The 22,093-nt window shown below is 71.0% G+C and carries 19 protein-coding genes; 11 read left to right on the forward strand and 8 right to left on the reverse strand.

Going from position 1 to position 22,093, the window contains the following annotated elements:
* Positions 1 to 123: 123 nt before the first annotated feature.
* From pstS to ACZYRU_RS04085, 5 genes are all read left to right on the forward strand, one after another.
* Positions 124 to 1,221, forward strand: a complete 1,098-nt coding sequence (gene pstS / locus ACZYRU_RS04065) for a phosphate ABC transporter substrate-binding protein PstS (RefSeq protein WP_488955794.1) — start codon at positions 124 to 126, stop codon at positions 1,219 to 1,221.
* 97 nt (positions 1,222 to 1,318) lie between these two features.
* The gene (gene pstC / locus ACZYRU_RS04070; protein ID WP_488955795.1) at positions 1,319 to 2,287 is read left to right on the forward strand and encodes a phosphate ABC transporter permease subunit PstC; all 969 of its coding nucleotides are present in this window, start codon (positions 1,319 to 1,321) and stop codon (positions 2,285 to 2,287) included.
* Positions 2,284 to 3,339 (forward strand): phosphate ABC transporter permease PstA, encoded by a 1,056-nt coding sequence (pstA, locus tag ACZYRU_RS04075; protein WP_488955796.1) that lies wholly within the window; start codon positions 2,284 to 2,286, stop codon positions 3,337 to 3,339. The genes pstC and pstA overlap by 4 nt, the downstream gene beginning before the upstream one ends.
* Before the next feature lie 8 nt (positions 3,340 to 3,347).
* The gene (pstB, locus tag ACZYRU_RS04080; protein WP_488955797.1) at positions 3,348 to 4,127 is read left to right on the forward strand and encodes a phosphate ABC transporter ATP-binding protein PstB; all 780 of its coding nucleotides are present in this window, start codon (positions 3,348 to 3,350) and stop codon (positions 4,125 to 4,127) included.
* Positions 4,128 to 4,147: 20 nt separating this feature from the next.
* Positions 4,148 to 4,897: a winged helix-turn-helix transcriptional regulator gene (locus ACZYRU_RS04085; RefSeq protein ID WP_488955798.1), complete on the forward strand. Its 750-nt coding sequence runs from the start codon at positions 4,148 to 4,150 to the stop codon at positions 4,895 to 4,897.
* On the opposite strand, the gene ACZYRU_RS04090 is transcribed toward ACZYRU_RS04085, so the two are convergent.
* From ACZYRU_RS04090 to ACZYRU_RS04100, 3 genes are all read right to left on the reverse strand, one after another.
* Positions 4,884 to 5,912 carry an inorganic phosphate transporter gene (locus ACZYRU_RS04090; protein WP_488955799.1) on the reverse strand — a complete coding sequence of 343 codons (1,029 nt, stop codon included), beginning with the start codon at positions 5,910 to 5,912 and terminating at the stop codon, positions 4,884 to 4,886. The genes ACZYRU_RS04085 and ACZYRU_RS04090 overlap by 14 nt on opposite strands.
* Positions 5,913 to 5,923: 11 nt before the next feature.
* Positions 5,924 to 6,544 (reverse strand): DUF47 domain-containing protein, encoded by a 621-nt coding sequence (locus ACZYRU_RS04095; RefSeq protein ID WP_488955800.1) that lies wholly within the window; start codon positions 6,542 to 6,544, stop codon positions 5,924 to 5,926.
* Between the two features lie 131 nt (positions 6,545 to 6,675).
* A complete protein-coding gene (locus ACZYRU_RS04100) occupies positions 6,676 to 8,772 on the reverse strand; it encodes an RNA degradosome polyphosphate kinase (protein ID WP_488956245.1) in 2,097 nt (698 codons plus the stop codon).
* A 162-nt stretch (positions 8,773 to 8,934) separates the two neighbouring features.
* Between ACZYRU_RS04100 and ACZYRU_RS04105 the strand changes: the two genes are divergently transcribed.
* Positions 8,935 to 9,954 (forward strand): alpha/beta hydrolase, encoded by a 1,020-nt coding sequence (locus tag ACZYRU_RS04105; protein ID WP_488955801.1) that lies wholly within the window; start codon positions 8,935 to 8,937, stop codon positions 9,952 to 9,954.
* A gap of 181 nt (positions 9,955 to 10,135) precedes the next feature.
* Here ACZYRU_RS04105 and ACZYRU_RS04110 read toward each other — a convergent pair whose 3' ends face one another.
* The 3 genes from ACZYRU_RS04110 to mshD are packed head-to-tail and all read right to left on the reverse strand — an operon-like array spanning position 10,136 to position 15,290.
* Entirely contained in the window at positions 10,136 to 10,744 is a 609-nt protein-coding gene (locus tag ACZYRU_RS04110) for a hypothetical protein (RefSeq protein WP_488955802.1), read from the reverse strand.
* The gene (locus ACZYRU_RS04115; protein ID WP_488955803.1) at positions 10,741 to 14,388 is read right to left on the reverse strand and encodes a coiled-coil domain-containing protein; all 3,648 of its coding nucleotides are present in this window, start codon (positions 14,386 to 14,388) and stop codon (positions 10,741 to 10,743) included. The genes ACZYRU_RS04110 and ACZYRU_RS04115 overlap by 4 nt, the downstream gene beginning before the upstream one ends.
* A gap of 47 nt (positions 14,389 to 14,435) precedes the next feature.
* On the reverse strand, positions 14,436 to 15,290 hold the full coding sequence (mshD, locus tag ACZYRU_RS04120; protein ID WP_488955804.1) for a mycothiol synthase: 855 nt from the start codon (positions 15,288 to 15,290) through the stop codon (positions 14,436 to 14,438).
* Between the two features lie 69 nt (positions 15,291 to 15,359).
* On the opposite strand from mshD, the gene ACZYRU_RS04125 reads away from it, so the two are divergent.
* Complete coding sequence (locus tag ACZYRU_RS04125; protein ID WP_488955805.1) at positions 15,360 to 16,907, forward strand: glutamate synthase-related protein; 1,548 nt, start codon at positions 15,360 to 15,362, stop codon at positions 16,905 to 16,907.
* On the opposite strand, the gene ACZYRU_RS04130 is transcribed toward ACZYRU_RS04125, so the two are convergent.
* Positions 16,904 to 17,644 (reverse strand): winged helix-turn-helix transcriptional regulator, encoded by a 741-nt coding sequence (locus tag ACZYRU_RS04130; protein ID WP_488955806.1) that lies wholly within the window; start codon positions 17,642 to 17,644, stop codon positions 16,904 to 16,906. The genes ACZYRU_RS04125 and ACZYRU_RS04130 overlap by 4 nt on opposite strands.
* 133 nt (positions 17,645 to 17,777) lie before the next feature.
* On the opposite strand from ACZYRU_RS04130, the gene ACZYRU_RS04135 reads away from it, so the two are divergent.
* The 4 genes from ACZYRU_RS04135 (at position 17,778) to ACZYRU_RS04150 (ending at position 21,043) form a co-directional block, all read left to right on the forward strand.
* On the forward strand, positions 17,778 to 18,053 hold the full coding sequence (locus ACZYRU_RS04135) for a MoaD/ThiS family protein (RefSeq protein ID WP_488955807.1): 276 nt from the start codon (positions 17,778 to 17,780) through the stop codon (positions 18,051 to 18,053).
* A 94-nt stretch (positions 18,054 to 18,147) separates the two neighbouring features.
* Positions 18,148 to 19,536, forward strand: coding sequence for an O-antigen ligase family protein (locus ACZYRU_RS04140; RefSeq protein WP_488955808.1), 1,389 nt, complete (start codon positions 18,148 to 18,150; stop codon positions 19,534 to 19,536).
* A complete protein-coding gene (locus tag ACZYRU_RS04145) occupies positions 19,533 to 20,282 on the forward strand; it encodes an FkbM family methyltransferase (protein WP_488955809.1) in 750 nt (249 codons plus the stop codon). The genes ACZYRU_RS04140 and ACZYRU_RS04145 overlap by 4 nt, the downstream gene beginning before the upstream one ends.
* A 47-nt stretch (positions 20,283 to 20,329) precedes the next feature.
* Positions 20,330 to 21,043: a TylF/MycF/NovP-related O-methyltransferase gene (locus ACZYRU_RS04150; RefSeq protein WP_488955810.1), complete on the forward strand. Its 714-nt coding sequence runs from the start codon at positions 20,330 to 20,332 to the stop codon at positions 21,041 to 21,043.
* Between the two features lie 267 nt (positions 21,044 to 21,310).
* Here ACZYRU_RS04150 and ACZYRU_RS04155 read toward each other — a convergent pair whose 3' ends face one another.
* Positions 21,311 to 22,015, reverse strand: a complete 705-nt coding sequence (locus tag ACZYRU_RS04155; RefSeq protein WP_488955811.1) for a sugar transferase — start codon at positions 22,013 to 22,015, stop codon at positions 21,311 to 21,313.
* Positions 22,016 to 22,093 lie beyond the last annotated feature (78 nt).

Below are 22,093 nucleotides of genomic sequence, written 5' to 3' on the forward strand. Positions count from 1 at the left end.
CACTGTTCACCGTTCGTTCAGATCGGCCGGGGAGTTGCGTTACCGACGCTGCCTAACTTCTCGAGAGTCCAGTACGTATCGAGGGGCAGGAACGAGAGCCCCTCACCTCCGAGAGGCAGTTCCTTGAACCTCAAGTCCATCCGCAACGCTGCGGTGCCCGGTATCGCTGCTCTGGCCCTGCTCATGAGCGCCTGCGGCGCGTCCAACGAGACCGGTGGCACCGACAACGGCGACTCCGGCAGCAGCCTGAGCGGCAACCTCAAGGGTGGCGGCGCGACGTCGCAGGAGAAGGCCCAGGAGGCGTGGAAGACCGCGTTCCAGGGTCAGAACAGCGGCCTCACGATCGACTACGCCCTGCTCGGCTCGACCGACGGCCGCAGCCAGTTCACCAGCGGCGCCCTGTCGTTCGCCGGTTCCGACTCCTACATCTCCGAGGAGGAGCTCGCGGCTGCGAAGGAGCGCTGCGGCGGCAACGTCGTCGAGGTCCCGGCCTACATCTCCTCGATCGCCGTCGCCTACAACCTCAAGGGTGTCGACGAGCTGAACCTCGACGCCGCGACCATCGCGCAGATCTTCGACGGCAAGATCACCAACTGGAACGACAAGGCGATCGCGGACCAGAACCCCGACGCCAAGCTGCCCGACCTGAAGATCGTCCCCGTCCACCGCGCGGACGACTCGGGCACCACCAAGAACTTCACCGACTACCTCGGCAAGGTCGCGTCGAGCGACTGGAAGTACGAGGCCGCTGACGCCTTCCCCGTCTCCGGTGGCGTGTCCGCCGAGGGCACCTCGGGTGTCGTCAAGACGATCGGTGACACCGAGGGCACGATCGGCTACGCCGACGCCAGCCAGACCGGCGACCTCAGCCACGTCAACGTGAAGGTCGGCGAGGACTACGTCGCCCCGTCGCCCGACGGCGCCGCCAAGACCGTCGAGGTCTCGCCGATCGTCGAGGGCCGCGACTCCACCGACATCGCCGTCGACGTGGACCGCACCACCACCGAGGCCGGTGCCTACCCGGTCATCCTGCTGTCCTACCTGATCGCCTGCGAGACCTACGAGGACAAGGCCGAGGCGGCCAACGTCAAGGGCTACCTGAGCTACATCGTCTCCGACGAGGGCCAGGCCGAGGCGGCCGACTTCGCCGGCTCCGCCAAGCTCGCGCCCGAGACCGCCAGCAAGGCCCAGGAGATCGTGGCGGGCATCTCCGCCAAGTGATCCCGAGAGGGGGTGAGGACGGCGATCCCGTCCTCACCCCCTCGACCCGTACCACCCGAGCAGCACCCGAGCAGCACCCGAGCATGAGGTGACAGCAGTGACAGCACCCGCCGCCGAGGTCGAGGACGCCTCCGCGAACTGGGCGAAGGACCGCGCCGGAGTCGGTGACCGGATCTTCGCAGGGGCCGCCCTCGCGGCCGGCCTGACGATCCTGGCCGCCCTCGCCGGCGTCTTCATCTTCCTCGCGATCAAGGGCGCGCCCGGCTTCAGCAAGCCGGCCGAGGTCTACGGCCCGCACGCCGAGAGCTTCCTGGGGTACGTCGTCCCGCTGCTCGTCGGCACGTTCACGGCGTCGGTCATCGCACTGATCATCGCGGTGCCGCTGGCCTTCGGGATCGCGCTGGTCATCAGCCACTACGCGCCCCGGTGGATCGCGACGCCGGTGGCCTACGTGATCGACCTGCTGGCCGCCGTACCGTCGGTGGTCTACGGCCTCTGGGGTGCCTTCTACCTGGCCAACAAGCTGAAGCCGATGCACGCGTGGCTGCACGACACCTTCGGCGGCTGGCCGATCCTCGGCTCGCTCTTCGGCGAGCCGAATGCGACCGGTCGCTCGATCCTGACGGCCGGCATCGTGCTCGCCATCATGATCCTGCCGATCATCACCGCGATCAGCCGCGAGGTGTTCTCGCGCACGCCGCGTCTGCACGAGGAAGCCGCCCTGGCCCTCGGCGCCACGCGGTGGGAGATGATCCGGATGACGGTCTTCCCCTATGCCCGCTCCGGCATGGTCTCGGCCGTGATGCTCGGCCTGGGCCGTGCGCTCGGCGAGACCATGGCGGTGACCATGGTGCTCTCCTTCGGCTTCGACCTGTCCTGGAACGTCATCGGATCCTCGAGCCCGACCTCGATCGCGGCCAACATCGCGCTCAAGTACAAGGAGCGCAGCGCGGACCTGCTCAACGTCCTCGTCGCGACCGGTCTGGTGCTCTTCCTGATGACCTTCCTGGTCAACTTCCTCGCCCGCTGGATCGTGGGCCGCAACGAGAGGCGGATGGCGCGATGACAACGCTGGAAGAGGTCCAGACCCGGGTCCACGTCCCGCTGGTCCAGCCGCGGCTGCCGCGGCAGGCACCGGCCATCGTCGCCGTGATCGCGGCCGCGTTCGGCGGCCTGCTCCTGGTGCTCGGCATGGGCCCGGTCGGCTCCGTCCTGCTCGGCGTCCTCGCGTTCCTGGTGGTCCTGCCGGTCTGGTCGCTGGTGATCGAGGGCCGCCGCGGTGCCACCGACCGGCTGATGACCGGGCTGATCTGGACGTCCTTCGGCGTCGCGGTCGTGCCCCTGGTCTCGCTGGTGTGGCGGGTCATCAGCAAGGGCGCGGGCCGCATCGACGGCACCTTCCTCAGCTACTCCTTCTTCAAGACCCAGATCGACCAGCCGGTCGGCGTCTACCACGCGATCATCGGCACCCTGCTGATCACGCTCGGCGCCGCGATCATCTCGGTCCCCGTCGGCGTGATGGCGGCCGTCTACCTGGTCGAGTACGGCAAGGGCAACAAGCTGGCCAAGGCGATCACCTTCCTGGTCGACGTCATGACCGGCATCCCGTCCATCGTCGCGGGCCTGTTCGCCTTTGCGCTGTTCACGCTGGTCTTCGGCCCGGCGTACGTGTCCGGCGTCGGCGGATCGGTCGCCCTGTCGCTGCTGATGATCCCGATCGTGGTCCGGGCCACGGAGGAGATGCTGATGCTCGTGCCGGACGACCTGCGCGAGGCGTCGTACGCGCTCGGCACACCGAAGTGGAAGACGATCGTGCGGATCGTGCTCCCCACCGCGATCGGCGGCATCCTCACGGGCATCACGCTCGCGATCTCCCGTGTCATCGGCGAGACCGCGCCGCTGCTCCTCATCGCCGGTGCCACCGACCGGACCAACATGAACCTGTTCGACGGCGCGATGACGACCCTCCCGGTCCTCATCTACGGACAGAACCTGCGGGGCGACGCCCCCGCCGAGGCGATCGCCTGGGGCGCCGCCTTCATCCTCATCGTCATCGTGATGGTGCTCAACCTGGCAGCACGCATCGTCGGCAAGATCTTCGCGCCCAAGAAGGGTTGAGAACCACCATGGCCAAGAGCATCGACGTCTCCGACGTCAACATCTACTACGGCGACTTCCTCGCGGTGCAGGGCGTCAACATGACGATCCGTGCCGGCGCGGTGACCGCCTTCATCGGTCCCTCGGGCTGCGGCAAGTCGACCTTCCTGCGCTCGCTCAACCGGATGCACGAGGTGATCCCGGGCGCGCGGGTCGAGGGCAAGATCGTCGTCGACGGGCAGGACCTCTACGAGGCCGGCGTCGACCCGGTCGCCGTACGCCGCCAGGTCGGCATGGTCTTCCAGCGCCCGAACCCGTTCCCGACGATGTCGATCTACGACAACGTCCTCGCGGGCCTCAAGCTCAACGCGGGCAAGATGAAGAAGTCCGCTGCCGACGACATCGTCGAGAAGTCGCTGCGCGGCGCCAACCTGTGGAACGAGGTCAAGGATCGGCTCAACAAGCCGGGCATGGGCCTGTCCGGCGGTCAGCAGCAGCGCCTGTGCATCGCCCGCGCGATCGCGGTCGAGCCGCAGGTCCTGCTCATGGACGAGCCGTGCTCCGCGCTGGACCCGATCTCCACCTCGGCGATCGAGGACCTGATCCACGAGCTCAAGAACGAGTTCACGATCGTCATCGTCACCCACAACATGCAGCAGGCGGCGCGCGTCTCCGACGACACCGGCTTCTTCAACCTCAAGGCCACCGGCGAACCGGGGCACCTGGTCGAGTTCAACCCGACCAAGAAGATGTTCGCCAACCCGGACGACCCGGCCACCGAGGCCTACATCTCCGGTCGCTTCGGCTGAGCCGGACGGTCTTCGACGAGATGGGCACACGGAACGACGGGCGCCGCGACGCCCGTCGCCAGTCCGTGCGCGCCTACCTCCACCGGTGGGTCGAGTCGTCGGGAGCCCAGCTCCTGGTGGTCGACCCCAGCGACGACGGGGGTGCGCTCGCGGAGGCGATGGCGGGCCGCGGCGTGCACGTGACCTGGGTCGGGTCGACCCTCGACGGCCTGATCGAGTTCGGGCGCACCGATCCGCACGCTGTCGTGGTGACCCCGGGAGCGCCGGGCATCCCGGCCGAGGAGTTCGTCGGCGTGATCCGGCAGCACGGGTCGCCGTACGTCATCGCGGGGACCTGTGACGGCGAGGACGCAGGAGCGGGGGGAGTGGGGCCGCTCATGCTGGCCGGTGCCTCCGCGGTCGCGGTGCGCCCGTACGCACCCCAGCACCTGTGGGACCTGCTCACCCACGCACCGCGCTCGCTGGCCGAGCACGCCCGCCTCGAGTTCGGGCGGATCACGCTCGACGCGACGGCGTACAGCGTGCGGGTCGACGGCGAGCGGATCGCCGACCTGCCCCTCAAGGAGTTCGAGCTGCTGCGGGCGCTGCTGCTGGTCGCGCCGGGCGTCGTCACCGACGACGAGCTGCGCGACGCGCTGTGGGGCACCGACGGCAAGCGGCCGGGTGGCAACACGATCGCCATGCACGTCACCCGGCTGCGGGCGCGGCTGGGTGGTGCGGCCGACGTACGCCGGATCCGCGGCCGGGGCTACAGCCTCACAGCAGAATGAGGTGCAGCACCTCGTAGCAGCCCCACGACGCGAGCGCGGCGGCCGGGAAGGTCGACACCCAGGCGACCAGGATCGTGCGGGCCATGCCCCAGCGCACGGCGGAGAACCGCTTGGTGGCACCGGCGCCCATCACCGCGGAGGTGATGGTGTGGGTGGTCGAGATCGGGGCGTGGAAGACGAACGCCGTCGTGTAGAGCACGCCCGCGCCGACCGACTCGGCGGCGAAGCCGCGCGGTGGGTCGAGGTGGATGATCTTGCGGCCCAGGGTGCGCATGATCCGCCAGCCACCGGCGTACGTGCCGGCGGAGATGGCGCCGGCGGCACCGAGGACCACCCAGATCGGCAGCGTCTCGATGTCGTACGTCGACGGGTAGGCGATCACCAGCGCGAGCAGGATGACGCCCATCGTCTTCTGCGCGTCCTGCAGGCCGTGGCCGAGCGCCAGGGCGGCGGCCGAGATGGTCTGCATGCCGCGGAAGCCGCGGTTGATCCGGTGCGGGTTGCCCTTGCGGAAGATCCAGAGGATCGCGGTCATCACCACGAAGGCGGCGCAAAAGCCGAAGAGCGGCGAGATCACCATCGGGATGAGCACCTTCTGCACGATGGTGTCCCACTTGACGCTGACGCCGCCGGCGACGGCCGCACCCACGAGGCCGCCGATGAGGGCGTGCGAGGAGGACGACGGCAGGCCGAAGTACCAGGTGATCAGGTTCCAGATGATCGCGCCGAGAAGGCCGGCCATCACGATGACCAGGCCGTGGTGCACCCCGACCTGGAGGTTGCCGTTGGCGTCCTCGATCGTGATGACGTCGGCGACGGTCTTCGCGACCTCCTGCCCGAGCAGGGCACCGATGAAGTTCATCAGTGCAGCGAGGGTGAGCGCGATCCGCGGCGTGAGCGCGCGGGTCGAGACGGAGGTCGCGATCGCGTTCGCCGCGTCGTGGAAGCCGTTGGTGTAGTCGAACGCCAGGGCGATGACGACCACGGCGATGACGATCGCCAGGGTGAGGGTCATGGGAGGACCGGTCAGCCTTCCTTGACGGCGATCTGCTCCACCGTGTTCGCGACCCGCTCGAACGCGTCGATGGCGCCCTCGAGGGACTCGACGATGTCCTTCAGCTTGAGCACCTCGAGGGTCGGGTACTCGCCGGAGAAGAGCTTGGCCAGCGTGCGCCGGTGGTTGCGGTCACCGGTGTTCTCGAGCCGGTTGATCTCGATCCAGTAGTCGTCGAGCGACTGCATCGACTGCAGGCGCGGCATCGCGGCCGCAGTCAGCTCGGCGCAGCGCTGGAGGACCTCGACCTGCTCGGAGAGCTCGGCGGGCAGCGCGACCTGGACCTCGTAGAGGAGGATCAGGTCGACCGCCTCGTCCATCATGTCCATGACGTCGTCGAGGCCCGAGCCGAGCGCGTAGATGTCCTCGCGGTCGAACGGCGTCACGAAGGTGCTGTTGACCTTCTTGACGATCTCGTGGGTGGTCTCGTCGGCGGCGTGCTCGGCGGCACGCATCCGCTCGGCGACACCCGCCTTGTCCGACGAGTCGGACAGCATCTCGGCGAGAAGCTCGGCGCCGCCCACGAGGTGCTGGGCGGACTGGGTGAAGAGGTCGTAGAAGGAGGTATCGACCGGACGCAGACGCAGACCCACATGGACTCCCGTTGAGGCGGAGGCGAACGCGCTCATGCTAGGGGACCACGCGTGCGTGAACGCAACTGCGGGCGTCCGTGCCTGCTGTGGCGCGGCGCACTGCGCCGCGTTGTCGCAGGTCAGAGCGGGATTCAGTCGGGGATGCGCCGCTTTCGCTGCTGGTCGATCAGGGTCTCCTGCAGGTGCACGGTGCCGGCGTTGCGCTTCCACTCGCCGTCGGCGCCCAGCTCCCACGCCTGGGTGGTGGGGGCGAACGCGAGGTCCAGCAGGCGTCGTACCGCGTCGCGACTGGCCTCCGGCAGGCGTACCAGCACCTCGACCCGGCGGTCCAGGTTGCGGTGCATGAGGTCGGCCGATCCGATCCAGGTCGCCGGCTCGCCGCCGCCCTCGAACGAGAAGACACGGCTGTGCTCGAGGAAGCGGCCCAGCACCGAGCGGACCTTGACGTTCTCACTGAGGCCCGCGACGCCGGGACGCAGCGCGCAGATGCCACGCACGAGCAGCTCGACGGGGACGCCCTCGCAGGAGGCGAGGTAGAGCGCGTCGATGGTCTCCTCGTCGACGACCGAGTTGGCCTTCAGCCGGATGCCGGCGGGCCGGCCCGCCTTCGCGTGGTCGATCTCGCGGTAGATCTGGTCGACCAGGCCGGTGCGCACCGAGTCGGGCGCGACCAGCAGCTGCTCGTAGGTCGCCTTGCGGGACCAGCCGGAGAGGTTATTGAACAGGTGGGCGACGTCCTCGCCGATCGCCTCGTTGGTCGTCAGCAGGCCGAGGTCCTCGTACATCCGCGAGGTCTTCGGGTTGTAGTTGCCGGTGCCGATGTGGGTGTAGCGGCGGATGCCCTCGGGCTCGTCGCGCACCACCATGGCCAGCTTGCAGTGGGTCTTGAGGCCGACCAGGCCGTAGACGACGTGGCAGCCGGCCTGCTCGAGCTTGCGCGCCCAGCGGATGTTCGCCTGCTCGTCGAAGCGGGCCTTGATCTCCACCAGGACCAGCACCTGCTTGCCGGCCTCGGCAGCGTCGATGAGGGCGTCGATGATGGGGGAGTCGCCGGACGTGCGGTAGAGCGTCTGCTTGATCGCCAGCACGTGCGGGTCGGCCGCCGCCTGCTCGATGAAGCGCTGCACCGAGGTCGCGAACGAGTCGTACGGGTGGTGGAGGAGCACGTCGCGGCGACGCAGTGCCTTGAACACGTCGACCGGCGCGGCCGACTCGAACTCGGCGAGCCGGGTGTGGGTGCTCGGCACGAAGGAGGGGTACTTGAGGTCCTCGCGCGGCAGGTCGGCGATCGAGTGCAGGCCGCGCAGGTCCAGCGGCCCGGGCAGCCGGAACACCTCGTTCTCGCTGATGCCGAGCTCGGAGACGAGCAGCTCGAGCACGGACGGCGCGATCGACTCCTCGACCTCGAGGCGGACCGGCGGGCCGAACTTGCGGCGCAGCAGCTCCTTCTCGAGCGCGGCGAGCAGGTTCTCGGCGTCGTCCTCCTCGACCTCCAGGTCCTCGTTGCGGGTGACCCGGAAGGTGTGCGCCTCGAGCACCTCCATGCCAGGGAACAGGCGGCGCAGGTGGGCGCCGATCACGTCCTCCAGCGGCACGAACCGGGCGTTGCCGAGCGAGACGAAGCGGTCGAAGTTCGACGGCACCTTCACGCGGGCGAACAGCTCCTTGCCCGACTTCGGGTTGCGCAGCACGACTGCGAGGTTGAGCGAGAGGCCGGAGATGTAGGGGAAGGGGTGGGCCGGGTCGACGGCCAGCGGCGTCAGGACCGGGAAGATCCGCTCCTTGAAGAGCCGCTTGACCTCCTTCTGCTCCTCGCGGTCCAGGGCGGCCCAGCGGACCAGCTCGATGCCCTCGGTGCTCAGCGCCGGCACGACGGCGTCGTGGAAGACCCGCGCGTGGCGCTGGCTCAGCTCGGCCGAGCGGCGCCAGATCGCCTCCAGCACCTCCAGCGGCATCAGGCCGCTCGCCGCCCGCACCGCGAGGCCGGTCGCGATCCGGCGCTTGAGGCCGGCCACGCGCACCATGAAGAACTCGTCGAGGTTGCTGGTGAAGATCGCCAGGAACCGGGCTCGCTCCAGCAGCGGCAGCGTCTCGTCCTCGGCCAGCTCCAGCACCCGCTCGTTGAAGCGCAGCCAGGACAGCTCGCGGTCGACGAACCGGTTGTCGACCGACTCGATCGCCTCGACCAGCGCCGGGTCGGGGACGTAGCCGGGGTCCTCGGCCGCCATGGCGTCGGACACTGCGACCAGGGTTCCGGTCTCGGCGTCGGGCAGGATGGACGTCGGCTGCTGCTCGGTCGACATGTTCGCGAGTGTGGCACCTTCGGGTGAACGCGAGGTGACGGCGGACGGGACGCCGAGGGACGTCGTACCCGAAGTATGTTGTGCCGCGTGAGCATCCGAAGTGCGGTCGAGGCCCGGGCCCTGTCGACCCTGATGGGACTGCCCGTGCGGGCGCAGCGACTCGTGACCGGGCCGGCGCTCGTCCTCGACGGGCAGACGCTGGCGCCCGACGTACACGTGATGCTGACCCTGCAGCGACTGGCGCGCAAGGGCGACCTCGCCGGGGCCGGTGTCGTCGAGGGCCGCGCCGCGATGCGGGAGAACGCCGCCCTCGTCGGCGGCCGCCAGCCGATCGGCAGCGTTCGTGACCTCGCGGTGGCCGACCTGCCGGGGCGTCTCTACGAGCCGTCACGCCGGGTCGGGTCGGGGCTGCTGCTCTTCTTCCACGGCGGCGGCTTCCTGTACGGCGACCTCGCCTCCCACGACGCGCCCTGTCGCCTGCTGGCGGAGGAGTCGGGCGTGCGGGTGCTGGCGGTGGAGTACCGGGTCGGCCCCGAGGCGGCCTTCCCCGCTGCCTTCGACGACGCCGAGGCCGCGCTGCGCTGGGTGCACGAGAACGCCGCCGGGCTCGACGTCGACCCCGAGCGGATCGGCGTCTCCGGGGACTCCGCCGGTGGCAACCTGGCCGCCTGGACCGCGATCGCCGCCGCCCGGGCCGGCCTGCCGCTGGCCTTCCAGCTGCTCGTCTACCCGTGCACCGACGCGGACCGGTCGACCGAGAGCCTGCGGCTGTTCGGCGAGGGGCTCTACCTCACCGCCGAGTCGATCCGGTCGTTCAACGACATCTACCTGCCGCGTCCCGAGGACCAGGTCGACGAGCGGATGAACCTGCTCGACATCGACCTCCCCGCCGGCCTCGCGCCCGCGTTCGTCGCCACCGCCGGGTTCGACCCGCTGCGCGACGAGGGCGAGGAGTACGCGCGGCGGATGGTGGACGCCGGCGCCGAGGTCGAGCTGAAGCGGTACGTCGACCAGATCCACGGGTTCTTGAACGTCCTCGGCGTCGGACGCACGAGCCGGGCCGCCGTACGCGAGATCGCGGGACGGGTGCGCCTGGCCCTCAGCTGACCCGGCCCGAAATGGCTCCGATTTCGCGCTGACCCGGCTCGAAATGGCTCCGATTTCGCGCTGACCCGGCTCGAAATGGCCTCAGAATTGCGTCGACCCGGCAGAAAGTGGCTCGAGGACGAGCCACTTTCTGCCGGGTCGACGTGATTTCCGGGCCACTTTCGGCCGGGTCGGCGGACGGTCAGAGCTCGGGGCGGTGCTCGCGCAGCTGGCGCAGGAACTCCTCGCCGTCGACCATCGAGCCGTCGATGACGAACGGCTCCATCGCCTTGCGCGGGAAGCGGACCAGGAAGCCCGGCTCGCCCGGGCGGCCGACCACCTCGACCTGGGTCTCCGGCTTGCGGATGTCGAAGCGGTGGGTGGACTCGCCCTGCTCGACGTACACGACACCGCGGACGACGCTCACCTCGATCGGCACGACCCGGGTCCGGGCTGCGGCCCAGCCGAGGCCGATCGCGACGAGCACGATGACGACGCCGAAGGGCGTGACCAGCTTGCCGTTGAGCAGGGTCAGCAGCGCCACCATGCCGGCGACGATCGCCGTGGCGCCGAGCACCATCGAGAGCACCCGCGGGTCGCTGCCGTCGCCGGTCAGCCGGTCGCCGGGCTGCGGTCCGCCGTCGAACAGCGACAGCGAGTCACCCGCCTCCAGCGCGGCGACCTCGGCGCGTGAGCTCTCCAGGGCGGCCGTCAGCCGCGAGACCTCGTCCTGGCTGGCGGCCAGGCGGCGGGCCAGGTCGTCGCGCTCGAACTGGAGCGCGACCACCGGGTCGACGTCGTGATCGCTCACAGGTCCGGTTGCCACTGGCGCAGCGCTTCCAGGAAGGTGTGGGCGTCGACCATCCGGGCGTCGATGACCACCGGCGCCATGCTGCGGCGCAGGATGAGGACCCGCCAGGCTCGGGAGCCCGGCGTACCGGTCTGCTCGATCTTGGTGTTCGGGCTGGTCAGGTCGAACGTGCTGTTGGTGTCGCCCTGGGTGACCTTGAGGACGCCGGTCTCGTCGATGCTGACGCTGCGCGAGGAGTTGCTCGCCTTGAGCGCGTAGCCGAGCAGGATCGCCGCCACCACGGTGAGGGTCGCGCTGAACGCGATGTCGTCCCACAGGGTGCCCCTGATCGCCCGCATGCCGACCACGGCGGCCAGGCCGAGCGCGACCAGGATCGCGAGCGGGGCCAGGCTGTCGGTGCCGCGCTTGGCGTGGAACGGGACGTGCTTGGCGGCGGCCGGCTTGGTCACGGGGACCTCGACGGCCACGGGCTCAGGCTCGATGACCGGGTCCGGCTCGACGATGAGCTCGGGCTCGGGCTCCACGATGAGCTCGGGCTCGGGCTCCACGATGAGCTCCGGCTCGGGCTCCACGATGAGCTCCGGCTCGGGCTCCACGATGGGCTCGGGCTCCGGCTCGGGCTCCGGCTCGACGAGGAGCTCCGGCTCGGGCTCGGTGTCCTCGGCGGCCACGTCGAGGGTCTCGACGTCGTCGAGGAACTCCTCGGTCTCGTCGGTGTCGTCCGGGGTGCTCGCGGTCGCGCGCCACTGGTCCATCAGGGACGGGCCGCGCTCCGCGTGGCGGCCGAGGGCGCCGGTCACAGCGGGTGCCTCGGGCTGCGCGTCGATCACGTCCTCGGGCTCGTCGTCGGGCTCCGGCTCGTCGGCCGGGCCCTCCTCCTCGGCCAGACGGGCGCGGATCTGCGCCATCTGGGCGGCGAGGTCGCTGACGGGGGGTACGTCGGTCGCCGGCTCCGCGTCGACCAGGTCCGCCACGTCGGGCTCGGGCTCGGGTTCAGGCTCGACGAGCAGCTCCGGTTCGGGCTCGGGTTCCGGCTCGACGAGCAGCTCGGGCTCGGGCTCGACCACCAGCTCGGGCTCGGGCTCGACGACCGGCTCGCTCGCGGGAGCCTCGGGGACCTCCGCGACGAGGTTGGCCCGGATCTGGGCGACCTGCTGGGCGAGGGCGGCGGCGTCGGCGAGGGCGCGCTCGCGTTCCTGGGCGAGCTCGGCGGCGCGGGCCTCCGCCTCGGCGCGGGCACGCGCGTGCTCGAGGGCGCGCTCCTCGGCCTCGACCAGCTCGGAGCGCAGGCTCTCGACGGCGGTGGTGTGGGCCGTGGCGGACTGCTCGAGCTCGGCGAGGGCGGCGGCGGCGCGCTCCTCGGCCTCGGTCCGGGCCCGGGTGGCCTCGGTAGCGACCTCGGAGGCGAGGGCGAGGGCCTCGGTGGCGGCCTTCTTCTCCTCGGCGAGGGCGGCGGCCGAGGTGTGGGCGGCTGCGGCGGCGGCCTGGGCCTCGGCGGCGAGCTCCAGCTGCTGGCGGGCGGCCTGCTCGGCGAGAAGGCGGGCCTCGTGGGCCTCCTCGGCACGACGGGCCTGCTGGGTGGCGGACTCGTCGGCGGCCACGCGTGCGGCGGACTGCTCCTCGGCGCGTGCGGCGGCGTCGCCGGCGCGGCGCTCGGCGGCCTCGGCGGTCTCGAGGGCGAGGCGGGCCAGCTCGGCCTGCTCGAGAGCGGCCTCCTCGGCGAGGCGGCGGGAGGCCTGGGCCTCCTGGGCGAGGCGCGCGTGCTCGGCGGCAGCGTGCTCGGCGACCGCCCGCTCCTCGACGGCCTGGCGGGCGAGGGCGCCGTGCTCCTCGGCACTGGCGGCGGCCTGGTCGGCCAGGATCCGGGCCCGCTCCTCGGCGGCCTCGGCAGCGCGGTGGGCGTCCTGGGCGAGCGCGGCCTGCTGGCGTGCGGCGTCCTCGGCGAGGGCGCGAGCCTGGGCGATCTCGGCGGAGGTCCGCTCGGCGGCCTCCCGCTCCTCGAGCATCCGGCGGGCGAACTCGGCGTGCTCGGCGGCACTCACCGCCGCCGCCTCGGCCATCACCCGGGCGCGGGCCTCGGCGGCCTCGCGGGCTTCGTGCGCCTCGGCCGCGCGCCGGGCCTGCTCGACCGCGCGCAGCTCGGCCTCCTCGCGCTGCGCGGACGCGGCATTGGCCAGCCGGTCGGCCTCGGCGCGGGCGTCGTGGGCGAGCCGGGCGGCCTCCTCGGCGGCGAGCCGCTCGGCAGCCTGCTCGGCCGCGGCCAGCTCGGCGTCGCGCCGCAGGCGGGCAGCCAGCGCGGCGACCACCTCGGCGTTGTCGGGTACGGCGACCTCGGTCGCCTCCGCGCCGTCGGCGGTCTCGGCCGGGGCGACCAGCTCGGCCTCGATCTCGGCCCGCGCGTGGGCGAGGACCTCCTCCGGTCGACGCGGTACGTCGTCCGTCCGGTCGATGTTGGGGATCGGCTCCTCGAGCAGCGGCGGCTCGACGACCTCCTGCAGCGGGCGGGCCTGCGGCCGCGGCCCGGCTCCCGCGCCCTGGCGACGACGCAGGCGAGCCAGTCCCTTGGGCTGGGGGACCGGCGTCGGCTCCGCGAAGCCACCGTCGACGGCGGCCGCGATCACCCGCTGGCCGGCCTCCTCGTCGGTGAGGCGGCGATCGGGGATCGCCTGCTCGGCCACCGGCGCGGTCCCGACGACGGGCTCCGGCTCGGGCTCGATCTCGGGCTCGACCACGGGCTCGACCACTGCCTGGGGCTCGACCTCGGCGACCGGCTGCGGCTCGGGCTCCGGCTCCGGCTCCGCGGCGGCCTCGTCGATCCAGACGTCGGCGGTCAACGGGTCCACCGGCTCCGGCTCGGCGATGCCGTGCGCATCGCCGAACGGACGCTCCGTGGCGCGCGCGATGATCGCCGACCAGTCGCCGGCCCCGAGCTGCTCCTCCGGCTCAGCGGCAGCCTCGACCTCAGTCTCGACCTCAGTCTCGACCTCGGCCTCGGGCTCGGGCTCCTCGGTCGCGACGTCCTCGACGGCAGGCTCCTCGACCACCGTCTCGACCTCCGCCTCGACCTCCGTTTCCGGCGCAGGCTCCTCGACCGTCTCGGAGCGCATCCGCTCCAGCCGGTCGGTGAGCGTGCCGCGCAGGGACGGGTCGTCGGAGGCGGCGGTGGAGCCGGCCTCGAACTCGTGCGGCTCGATCTCGGTCAGCGGCCGCCCGAGGGAGCGGTCGATGACACTGGCCCAGTCGGTCGACGGACCCGGGCCGAAGCGGTCGCCGGCCGAGGCGTCGTCGCGGTCGTCGCGGTCAGCAGGCGTGTGCGGCTCGACCATCGAGTCCCAGTCGACGTCGTCGACGTCACCGGCATCGGGGAGCGCGCCGGTGCGGCTGCCGACGCGCGACGCGATGTCGTCGTACGGCGCCTTCTCGGCGACGACAGTCGGCTCGTCGACCTCGACCTCCGGCGGAACCGAGGTGTTGCTGCGGCGCAGCAGCTCCTGGACGTCGTCGGCGTCGAGCTCGCCGACGGCGGGGACGTCCTCGTCGTGGCGCCGCCAGAGCATGCCTCTGCGCCCCCGACCGCGCCCAGCGCGCGACTCGGCGAGCCGGGAGTCCTCGGGACCCGGCTCGCCATCGGTGACAGAGCTCATGGTGGGTAAATCTACTCATCAGTGTTGGGGTTACGGGGAATCTTCCGTCAGTCCGCCCGCTGGTACTGCACGTGCGTGTCGGCCGCGGTGTGCTGGAAGCCGAGATCCTCGTACAACCGCCGTGCGGGCGTGTTGTCCGACTCGACGTACAGCAGCACCTCGGCCACGCCGCGCGCCGCGAGGTGCTGGAGCCCGGCGATGGTGAGCACCCGGCCGAGGCCCCGGCCCTGCGCGGCGGGGGAGACGCCGACGACGTACACCTCGCCGAGCGACGCGTCGTGCTGCTTGGTCCAGTGGAAGCCCAGCAGTGCGCCGTCGTCGTCGACCGCGAGCAGCAGCCCCGCCGGGTCGAACCACGGCTCGGCCATCCGCTCCGCCAGCCCGTCGGCGTCGAGCGAGCCCTGCTCGGGGTGGTGCGCGAAGGCGGCGGCGTTGACCGCGAGGACCGCGTCGGCGTCCGAGGCGCCGAAGTCGCGGATCCGTACGCCGGCGGGCGGCTCCGCAGCCGGCAGCGGTACGGCGGCCGGCCGGCGCATCACCCACAGCTCGCGCGTGCGGGCGAACCCCCAGCGACGGGCGAGCGCAGCCGCGGCCGGGTGGTCGCCGTGCGACCAGGCGGTCAGCGGACCCGGTTCGGCGAGCGCCAGTGCACCCAGCGCACCGCCCACCCCCTGCCCCCGGGACGACGGATCCACCGCGATGTCGAGCGACCCCTCGTGCCGCAGCGCGAAGCCCTCGCCGGTCACCCACGCGCCCGTGCCGCTCAGCCCGTGGTGCTTGAGCCGGAGGGTCACCGCCTCGTCGACCGGGTCGGTCCCGTCGGACTCCCGGCTGGCGTCGCGCACCCGTCCGATCGCGTCGAGGGCCGGCACGTCGGTCAGCAGGGGGAGATCCGAGGTCACCTCTCCCACGCTATCCGGCGGCTCACGGGCCGTTTACATGTGACAGCGCGACGCGGTAGGACTGCCTCCATGAAGCTCAGCCACGCCGTGGGTGGGGCCGCCGTGGCGCTCGGGGCCCTCGCCGCTCGCGACCTTGTCCAGAAGAAGCATGCGCTGCAGCGCAACTTCCCCGTCATCGGGCACGCGCGGTACTGGCTGGAGACGATCGGGCCCGAGCTGCGGCAGTACATCGTGACCAGCAACGAAGAGGAGCGGCCGTTCAGCCGCGACCAGCGGACCTGGATCTACGCCTCCAGCAAGGAGGAGAACAGCTACTTCGGTTTCGGTACCGACGTCGACGTCGAGCACGTCCAGGGCCACGCCTACATCAAGCAGCGCACCTTCGCCGACAAGCTGCCGAGCGACCAGGACGCCAACTGGACGCTGCCGGCGGCGAAGGTCCTCGGCGGGCCGCGCGGGCGGGCGAAGGCGTTCCGGCCCGGCTCGGTCGTCAACGTGTCCGCGATGAGCTTCGGCTCGCTGTCCTCGAACGCGATCACCGCGATCAACAAGGGTGCCGCGGCCGCCGGGTGCCTGCACAACACGGGCGAGGGCGCGATCTCGCCGTACCACCGCAACGGGGCCGAGCTCGTCCTCCAGATCGGTACGGCGTACTTCGGCTGCCGTGACGAGAAGGGCGACTTCTCCCTGCCGCGGCTGAAGGAGATGGTCGCCTCGGCGCCGGTCCGGGCGCTGGAGATCAAGCTCAGCCAGGGCGCCAAGCCCGGCCTGGGTGGGCTGCTGCCGGCCGCGAAGGTGACCGCCGAGATCGCGCAGATCCGCGGCATCCCGGAGGGCAGGGACTGCTCGTCGCCCTCGCGGCACACCGCCTTCCACGACGTCGACTCGATGCTCGACTTCGTCGAGCTGCTGGCGGCCGAGACCGGCCTGCCGGTCGGCATCAAGTCCGCGGTCGGCGCGATGGACTTCTGGGAGGAGCTCGCGCGACTGATGTCGCCGCGCGACCGCGGCGTCGACTTCATCACGGTCGACGGCGGCGAGGGCGGCACCGGCGCGGCGCCGCTGATCTTCGCCGACTCGGTCGCGGTGCCGTACCGGATGGGCTTCTCGCGGGTCTACGGCACCTTCGCCGAGCTGGGCCTGACCGACGACATCGCGTTCATCGGCTCGGCGAAGCTCGGCCTGCCCGACAACGCGATCGTCGCGTTCGCGCTGGGCGCCGACATGATCAACGTCGCCCGCGAGGCGATGCTCTCGATCGGCTGCATCCAGGCGCAGAAGTGCCACACCGACCACTGCCCGACCGGCATCGCCACCCAGAACCCGTGGCTGGTCCACGGCCTCGACCCGGTGTCGAAGGCGGATCGGTGCGCGGTCTACCTGCGCACCCTGCGCAAGGAGCTGACCCGGGTCTCGGCGGCGGTCGGCGTACCGCACCCCTCGCTGATCACCTGCGCCGACGTCGACATCTTCAACGGCGACTACGACGCCCGCTCGCTGGCGTCGGTCTACGGCTACAAGGACGGCTGGGGTGAGCTCGGTCCCGAGCTGCGCGAGCACGTCATGCGGCTGATGCACACCGCCGACCACTTCGACGAGCAGGGACGGACGTCCTAGGCGTCCTGCTGGTCGTGCTCGGCGAGGGCAGCTGCGTCGGCCGACGCGGCGGCGTCCTTGGAGGGCAGCACGAACCGGTAGCCGACGTTGCGCACGGTGCCGATCAGGGTCTCGTTCTCGGGGCCGAGCTTGGCGCGCAGCCGCCGGACGTGGACGTCGACGGTCCGGGTACCGCCGAAGTAGTCGTAGCCCCAGACCTCCTGCAGCAGCTGCTGGCGGCTGAACACCCGGCCGGGGTGCTGGGCGAGGAACTTGAGGAGCTCGAACTCCTTGAAGGTCAGGTCGAGCGTGCGGCCACCGACCTTGGCGGTGTACGTCGCCTCGTCGACCACGACCTCGCCGGAGCGGATCAGGTGGGAGTCGGGGTCGGCGGCGTCGCGGGCCGCGGTGAGCCGGCCGATCGCCATCCGGATCCGGGCCTCGAGCTCGGCAGGCCCGCAGGTGTGCAGCACGACGTCGTCCATGCCCCAGTCGTGGTTGACGACGGCCAGGCCGCCCTCGGTGACGATCAGCAGGACGGGTACGTCGGTCCCGGTCGTGCGGATCAGCCGGCACAGGTCGCGGGCACCCGCGAGGTCCTGGCGGCCGTCGACGAGCAGCAGGTCCGCGTCGGGGGCGTCGAGCAGTGCACTGCCCTCGGACGGCAGGATCTTCACGTGGTGACCGAGCAGCGCGAGACCGGGCAACACCTCGGCAGAGGGTTGCAGGGCGCTGGTCAGCAGAAGGAGAGTGCTCATGCTGGCCTCCTCACCGGCATCTGCCTGTTTCGGGCGACACCGAGTCGAGACCGAAACGCAACGCTGGGCAACGGCCAGTTTTCTGGTGAGGGACGATACCGAAATACTTGGGCAACGGGGAAGGGTCGACGCAGTGAGTGAGACGCAGGTCATCCGGGTGCGGTACTGGGCAGCCGCCCGCGCGGCCGCCGGCATCGCGGAGGAGGAGGTGGCCGTCGCCGGCCCCGTGACCCTCGCCGAGCTCCGCGCCGAGGTGGTCGGGCGGCACCCGGGCACCCGGCTGCCCGAGGTCGTCGGCGTCTGCTCGGTGCTCGTCGGAGAGCGTCCGGTGTCCTCCACGGACCCGGCCGCGGTCGTCGTGCAGCCGGGGGAGACGGTCGAGTTCCTGCCTCCCTTCGCAGGCGGCTGATCGCTCGCGGATCGGCCACGCACGAGAAAGTCCGTCGCCTAGACTCCCTTCCGCCGTTGTCGGTACGACGACAGCGGACCCGACGAGGAGACCAGTGCCGAACCAGACCACCACGCGACCGCCCACGGCGGTCAGGGGCGACGGCAGCAACGGCGTGGTCCAGCGCCGTGTCGTGACCGCCTTCCTGGTGCTCCTGGCGGTGCTCCTCGCGGCGGCCTCGGCCCGTGGCCCGATCGCGGCCGCGATCGGGGTGGGCTTCGCGGGCTTCGTCGCCGCGCTCGCCGTGCTGGGGCGCGAGCGGATGGCGATGATCGCGATGATCGCGGCCTTCGCCACCGCCCCCATGTACAAGGGCCTGGCCCCGAGCGAGAACACGCCGGTCACGCCGACCGACCTGGTCTTCGGCCTCGCCGTGGTGCTGCTGCTGCCGACCATCACCGGCCGGCCGGTGCGGCTGCCGCTGGGCTACGTCATCGGCGTCCTCATCATCTTGACCGTCGGCATCCTGTCCACCGTCTTCTCGCCGTCACCGGTCATCAGTGCGCTGCAGTTCTTCCAGTGGCTGGTCGTCCTGGTGGGCCTGGTCGGGCTGCTGGCAATCTGGGCACCGGGCTGGCGCACCGTCGACGTACTGATCTGGAGCTACGTCGGCGGCCACACCCTCAGCGTCGCCTACTCGCCGATCGGCGGCTCGATCGCCGGGCGCAGCATCGGCCTGACCCACCACCCGAACGCCTTCGGCGAGGCGGGCGTGATGGCGTTCGCCGCCTGCATGTACCTGTGGCGGCGCAGCGAGCAGGTCTGGTACCGCGCGATCGTCGCGGCGTGCGCGGCGGCGGCGCTGCTCTCGGTCGTGACGAGCGGCAGCCGCGCGGCCGCGGCAGTGATCGCCGGCCTCGTCGTCATGGTCCCGTTCGTGGAGCGCTCCGCGGTCAAGGGCTTCGTGCTCGCCCTGCTCCTCGCGATCGGCATCGTCGCCCTGCCGCTGATCCTCCAGTCGTCGAGCGACGAGTCGGCGCTGAGCCGGCTCGCCGGCACCGGCGACGCGCTGGTCGCCGACCAGGCCCGGCTCAATGCGCAGAACTTCGGCATCGACATGTTCTTCGATCACCCGATCGTGGGCAACGGGTTCGCGCAGGCGATCTACGTCCACAACGTGGTGCTCGGCGTGGCCTCGAGCATCGGCCTGCTCGGCCTGCTCGGCTACCTGATGGTGCTGTTCGTGATGGCGCGGCCGATCATCGGCAACCACCCGAACCGCCGGCTGGCCTACCTCGCCTGGGCGTTCATCGCGATCACCCCGACGGTCCCCGCGCTCGAGGACCGCACGCTGTGGGTGCCGCTGGCGCCGGTGATCCTGCTGGCGATGAACATGCGCCACGAACGTGACGTCGGCTGGGACGTCGTCCCCGACGACGCCGCAGATGCTGACGACACCCCTGCTCCCCACCCCGCGACGACCGCCACGGAGACCTCTCGATGAGCAACGCCCCCGACCAGAGCCTGAAGAACCGCGTCCGGGAGCGAGCCAAGCTCGCCGTCCGGGGTGGCCTGCACCGCCTCGACCTCGACGTCAGCCGGGGGATCTTCACCCGCCAGGTCGCGCGCACCCTCGAGTCGCGCGGGATCGACACGGTCCTCGACGTCGGCGCCAACGTCGGCCAGTACGCCCTCGGCCTGCGCCGGTCCGGGTACGCCGGCCGGATCGTCAGCTGCGAGCCCCTCTCCGGTGCGTACGGCGAGCTGTCCCGTCGCGCCGCGAAGGACACGCACTGGCACACCGTCAACGCCGCCGTCGGGCGCGAGCCCGGCAAGACCGACATCAACGTCGCGGCGAACTCCTACTCCTCCTCGATCCTCGGCATGACCCAGGCCCACCTCGACGGGGCGCCCGACTCGGCGTACGTCGCGGTCGAGCGGGTCGAGGTCACCACCGTCGCGGCGCTGGTCGAGAAGTTCTCGGTCGACCCGGCGCGGACCCTGCTCAAGATCGACACGCAGGGTTACGAGGCCGAGGTGATGGCCGGCGCCGGCGACCTGCTCGGCGGCTTCGACGGGATGCAGCTCGAGGTCTCCTTCGTGGAGCTCTACGAGGGCCAGCAGCTCGCCGAGCAGACCATCGGCGTGCTCCGCGAGCACGGCTACCGCCTGCAGAGCCTCGAGACCGGCTTCTCGGACCCGACCGGACGCCTGCTGCAGTGCGACGTCCTCGTGGTCCGCGACCACTGACCCACCCCCGCTCCCTCCGAACCCCCCATCGACAGGAGACCACCCCCGTGGCACGTTCCCTCCAGGACGCCCTGGCCAGCTTCCGGATCAAGTCCAAGGTCGCGATCGCGAAGGTCGGGGTCGACAGTCGTCGCCTCGACACCCTGGTCAACCTCCCGAAGCTCGAGACCTGGCGGCGTGAGCACGTCCCGGCCGGCACCCCCGCCTTCGACGAGCGCACGGCGATGTACGACCACGTGCACGCCCAGCTGATCGGCGACGTCGCGATCGACTACCTCGAGTTCGGCGTCTTCCAGGGCGACTCGATCCGGCACTGGTCGAGCCTGAACAAGAACCCCGAGTCGCGCTTCTACGGCTTCGACTCCTTCGAGGGCCTTCCCGAGGACTGGAAGCGCTTCGACGGCCAGATGGTCAAGGCGCACTTCGACGTCGACGGCGTGCTGCCCGACATCGACGACGACCGGGTCGCGTTCGTGCCCGGCTGGTTCCAGCACACGGTCGACACCTTCCTGGAGAAGTTCGAGCCGCAGGGCCAGCTGGTCGTGCACGTCGACTCCGACCTCTACTCCTCCGCGCTCTACGTCCTCACCCGCCTCGACGCGCTGCTGGTGCCCGGCACGATCGTGGTGTTCGACGAGTTCTCCTCGGTCCTCAACGAGTTCCAGGCGCTCGACAACTACTGCTCGGCGTACATGCGGGAGTACGACGTGCTCGCCTCCGCCTGGCACTACTTCGGCCACCTGGCCATCAAGATGCGGTGAGCCGTGCCGCGCGAGGAACGAGCGCGGCACGACGGCGAACCGGGTTGAGCAAGCGTCGCGACCGAGGGACGAGGTCGCGACAGCAGGTCGAAACCCAGTCGATCACGAACAAGAAGACCCCGGCTCCATGTGTGGAGACCGGGGTCTTCTGGTTGCGGAATGGCTCGGGTTTCGACGCGCGCGGCTTCGCAGGCTCAGCCGCGGCGCTCGCTCAACCTTCGCTCACGACGCCGAGCCCACTCGTTCCTCGCGGGACCGGCTGTTCACTCAGGCGACGTCTGCCTCGGCGGTCGGGGCGACGTACCGCTGGTGCGCCAGGTCGGGGGCGTGCAGCCGGCGACGCGGCTCGGCCATCCGCATGGCCTTCTCGAAGGTCATCGGCTTGCGCAGGCCGAAGGTGATCAGCACCGTGTGGAGCAGGATCATGAAGTCCAGCCGGAGGCTGGGGGCGGTCGCCGAGCGCAGCGAGTACGCCGACTCGAGTGCCAGGCGCTGCTGGTCGTCGACGCCGTGGCGGCCGATCAGCTGGGGGAGGCCGGTGAGACCGGCCGGGGTCACCCAGCGGGAGTCGATGTCGCCGTGCTGCTCGCTCAGTGCGTCGCGGACGACGTCGGTGAGTGGCCGGGCGCCGACGATGCTCATCTCGCCGCGCAGCACGTGGACGAACTGCGGGATCTCGTTGAGCCCGAGTCGGTCCAGCACCCGCCCGATCGGCGTGTAGAGCGGCGAGTCAGCCGGCGTGTTCAGGAAACGGCCGGCCTCGACGGGCGCCGTCACCTTGTTGGCATTGGGCACCATGACCCGCAGCTTCATCATCTCGATGGCGGCGCCGGGTCCGACCCAGCGCCGCGACTTGTAGAAGATCGGTCGACCAGACAGCACCAGCACGGCGATCGCGGAGAGGGCCACGACAGGCACCCACACCACGGCAGCCAAGCAGATGACGACGACGTCGAACGCCCGCTTCTTCACCAGTGACCTCCACCAGAAAATGTGTCCCCGAATGCGGGTGAGGCGGTCCCGCGACCTCTCAACGACCGAGTGCTCGAT

The organism is Nocardioides sp. F233 (assembly GCF_057813895.1).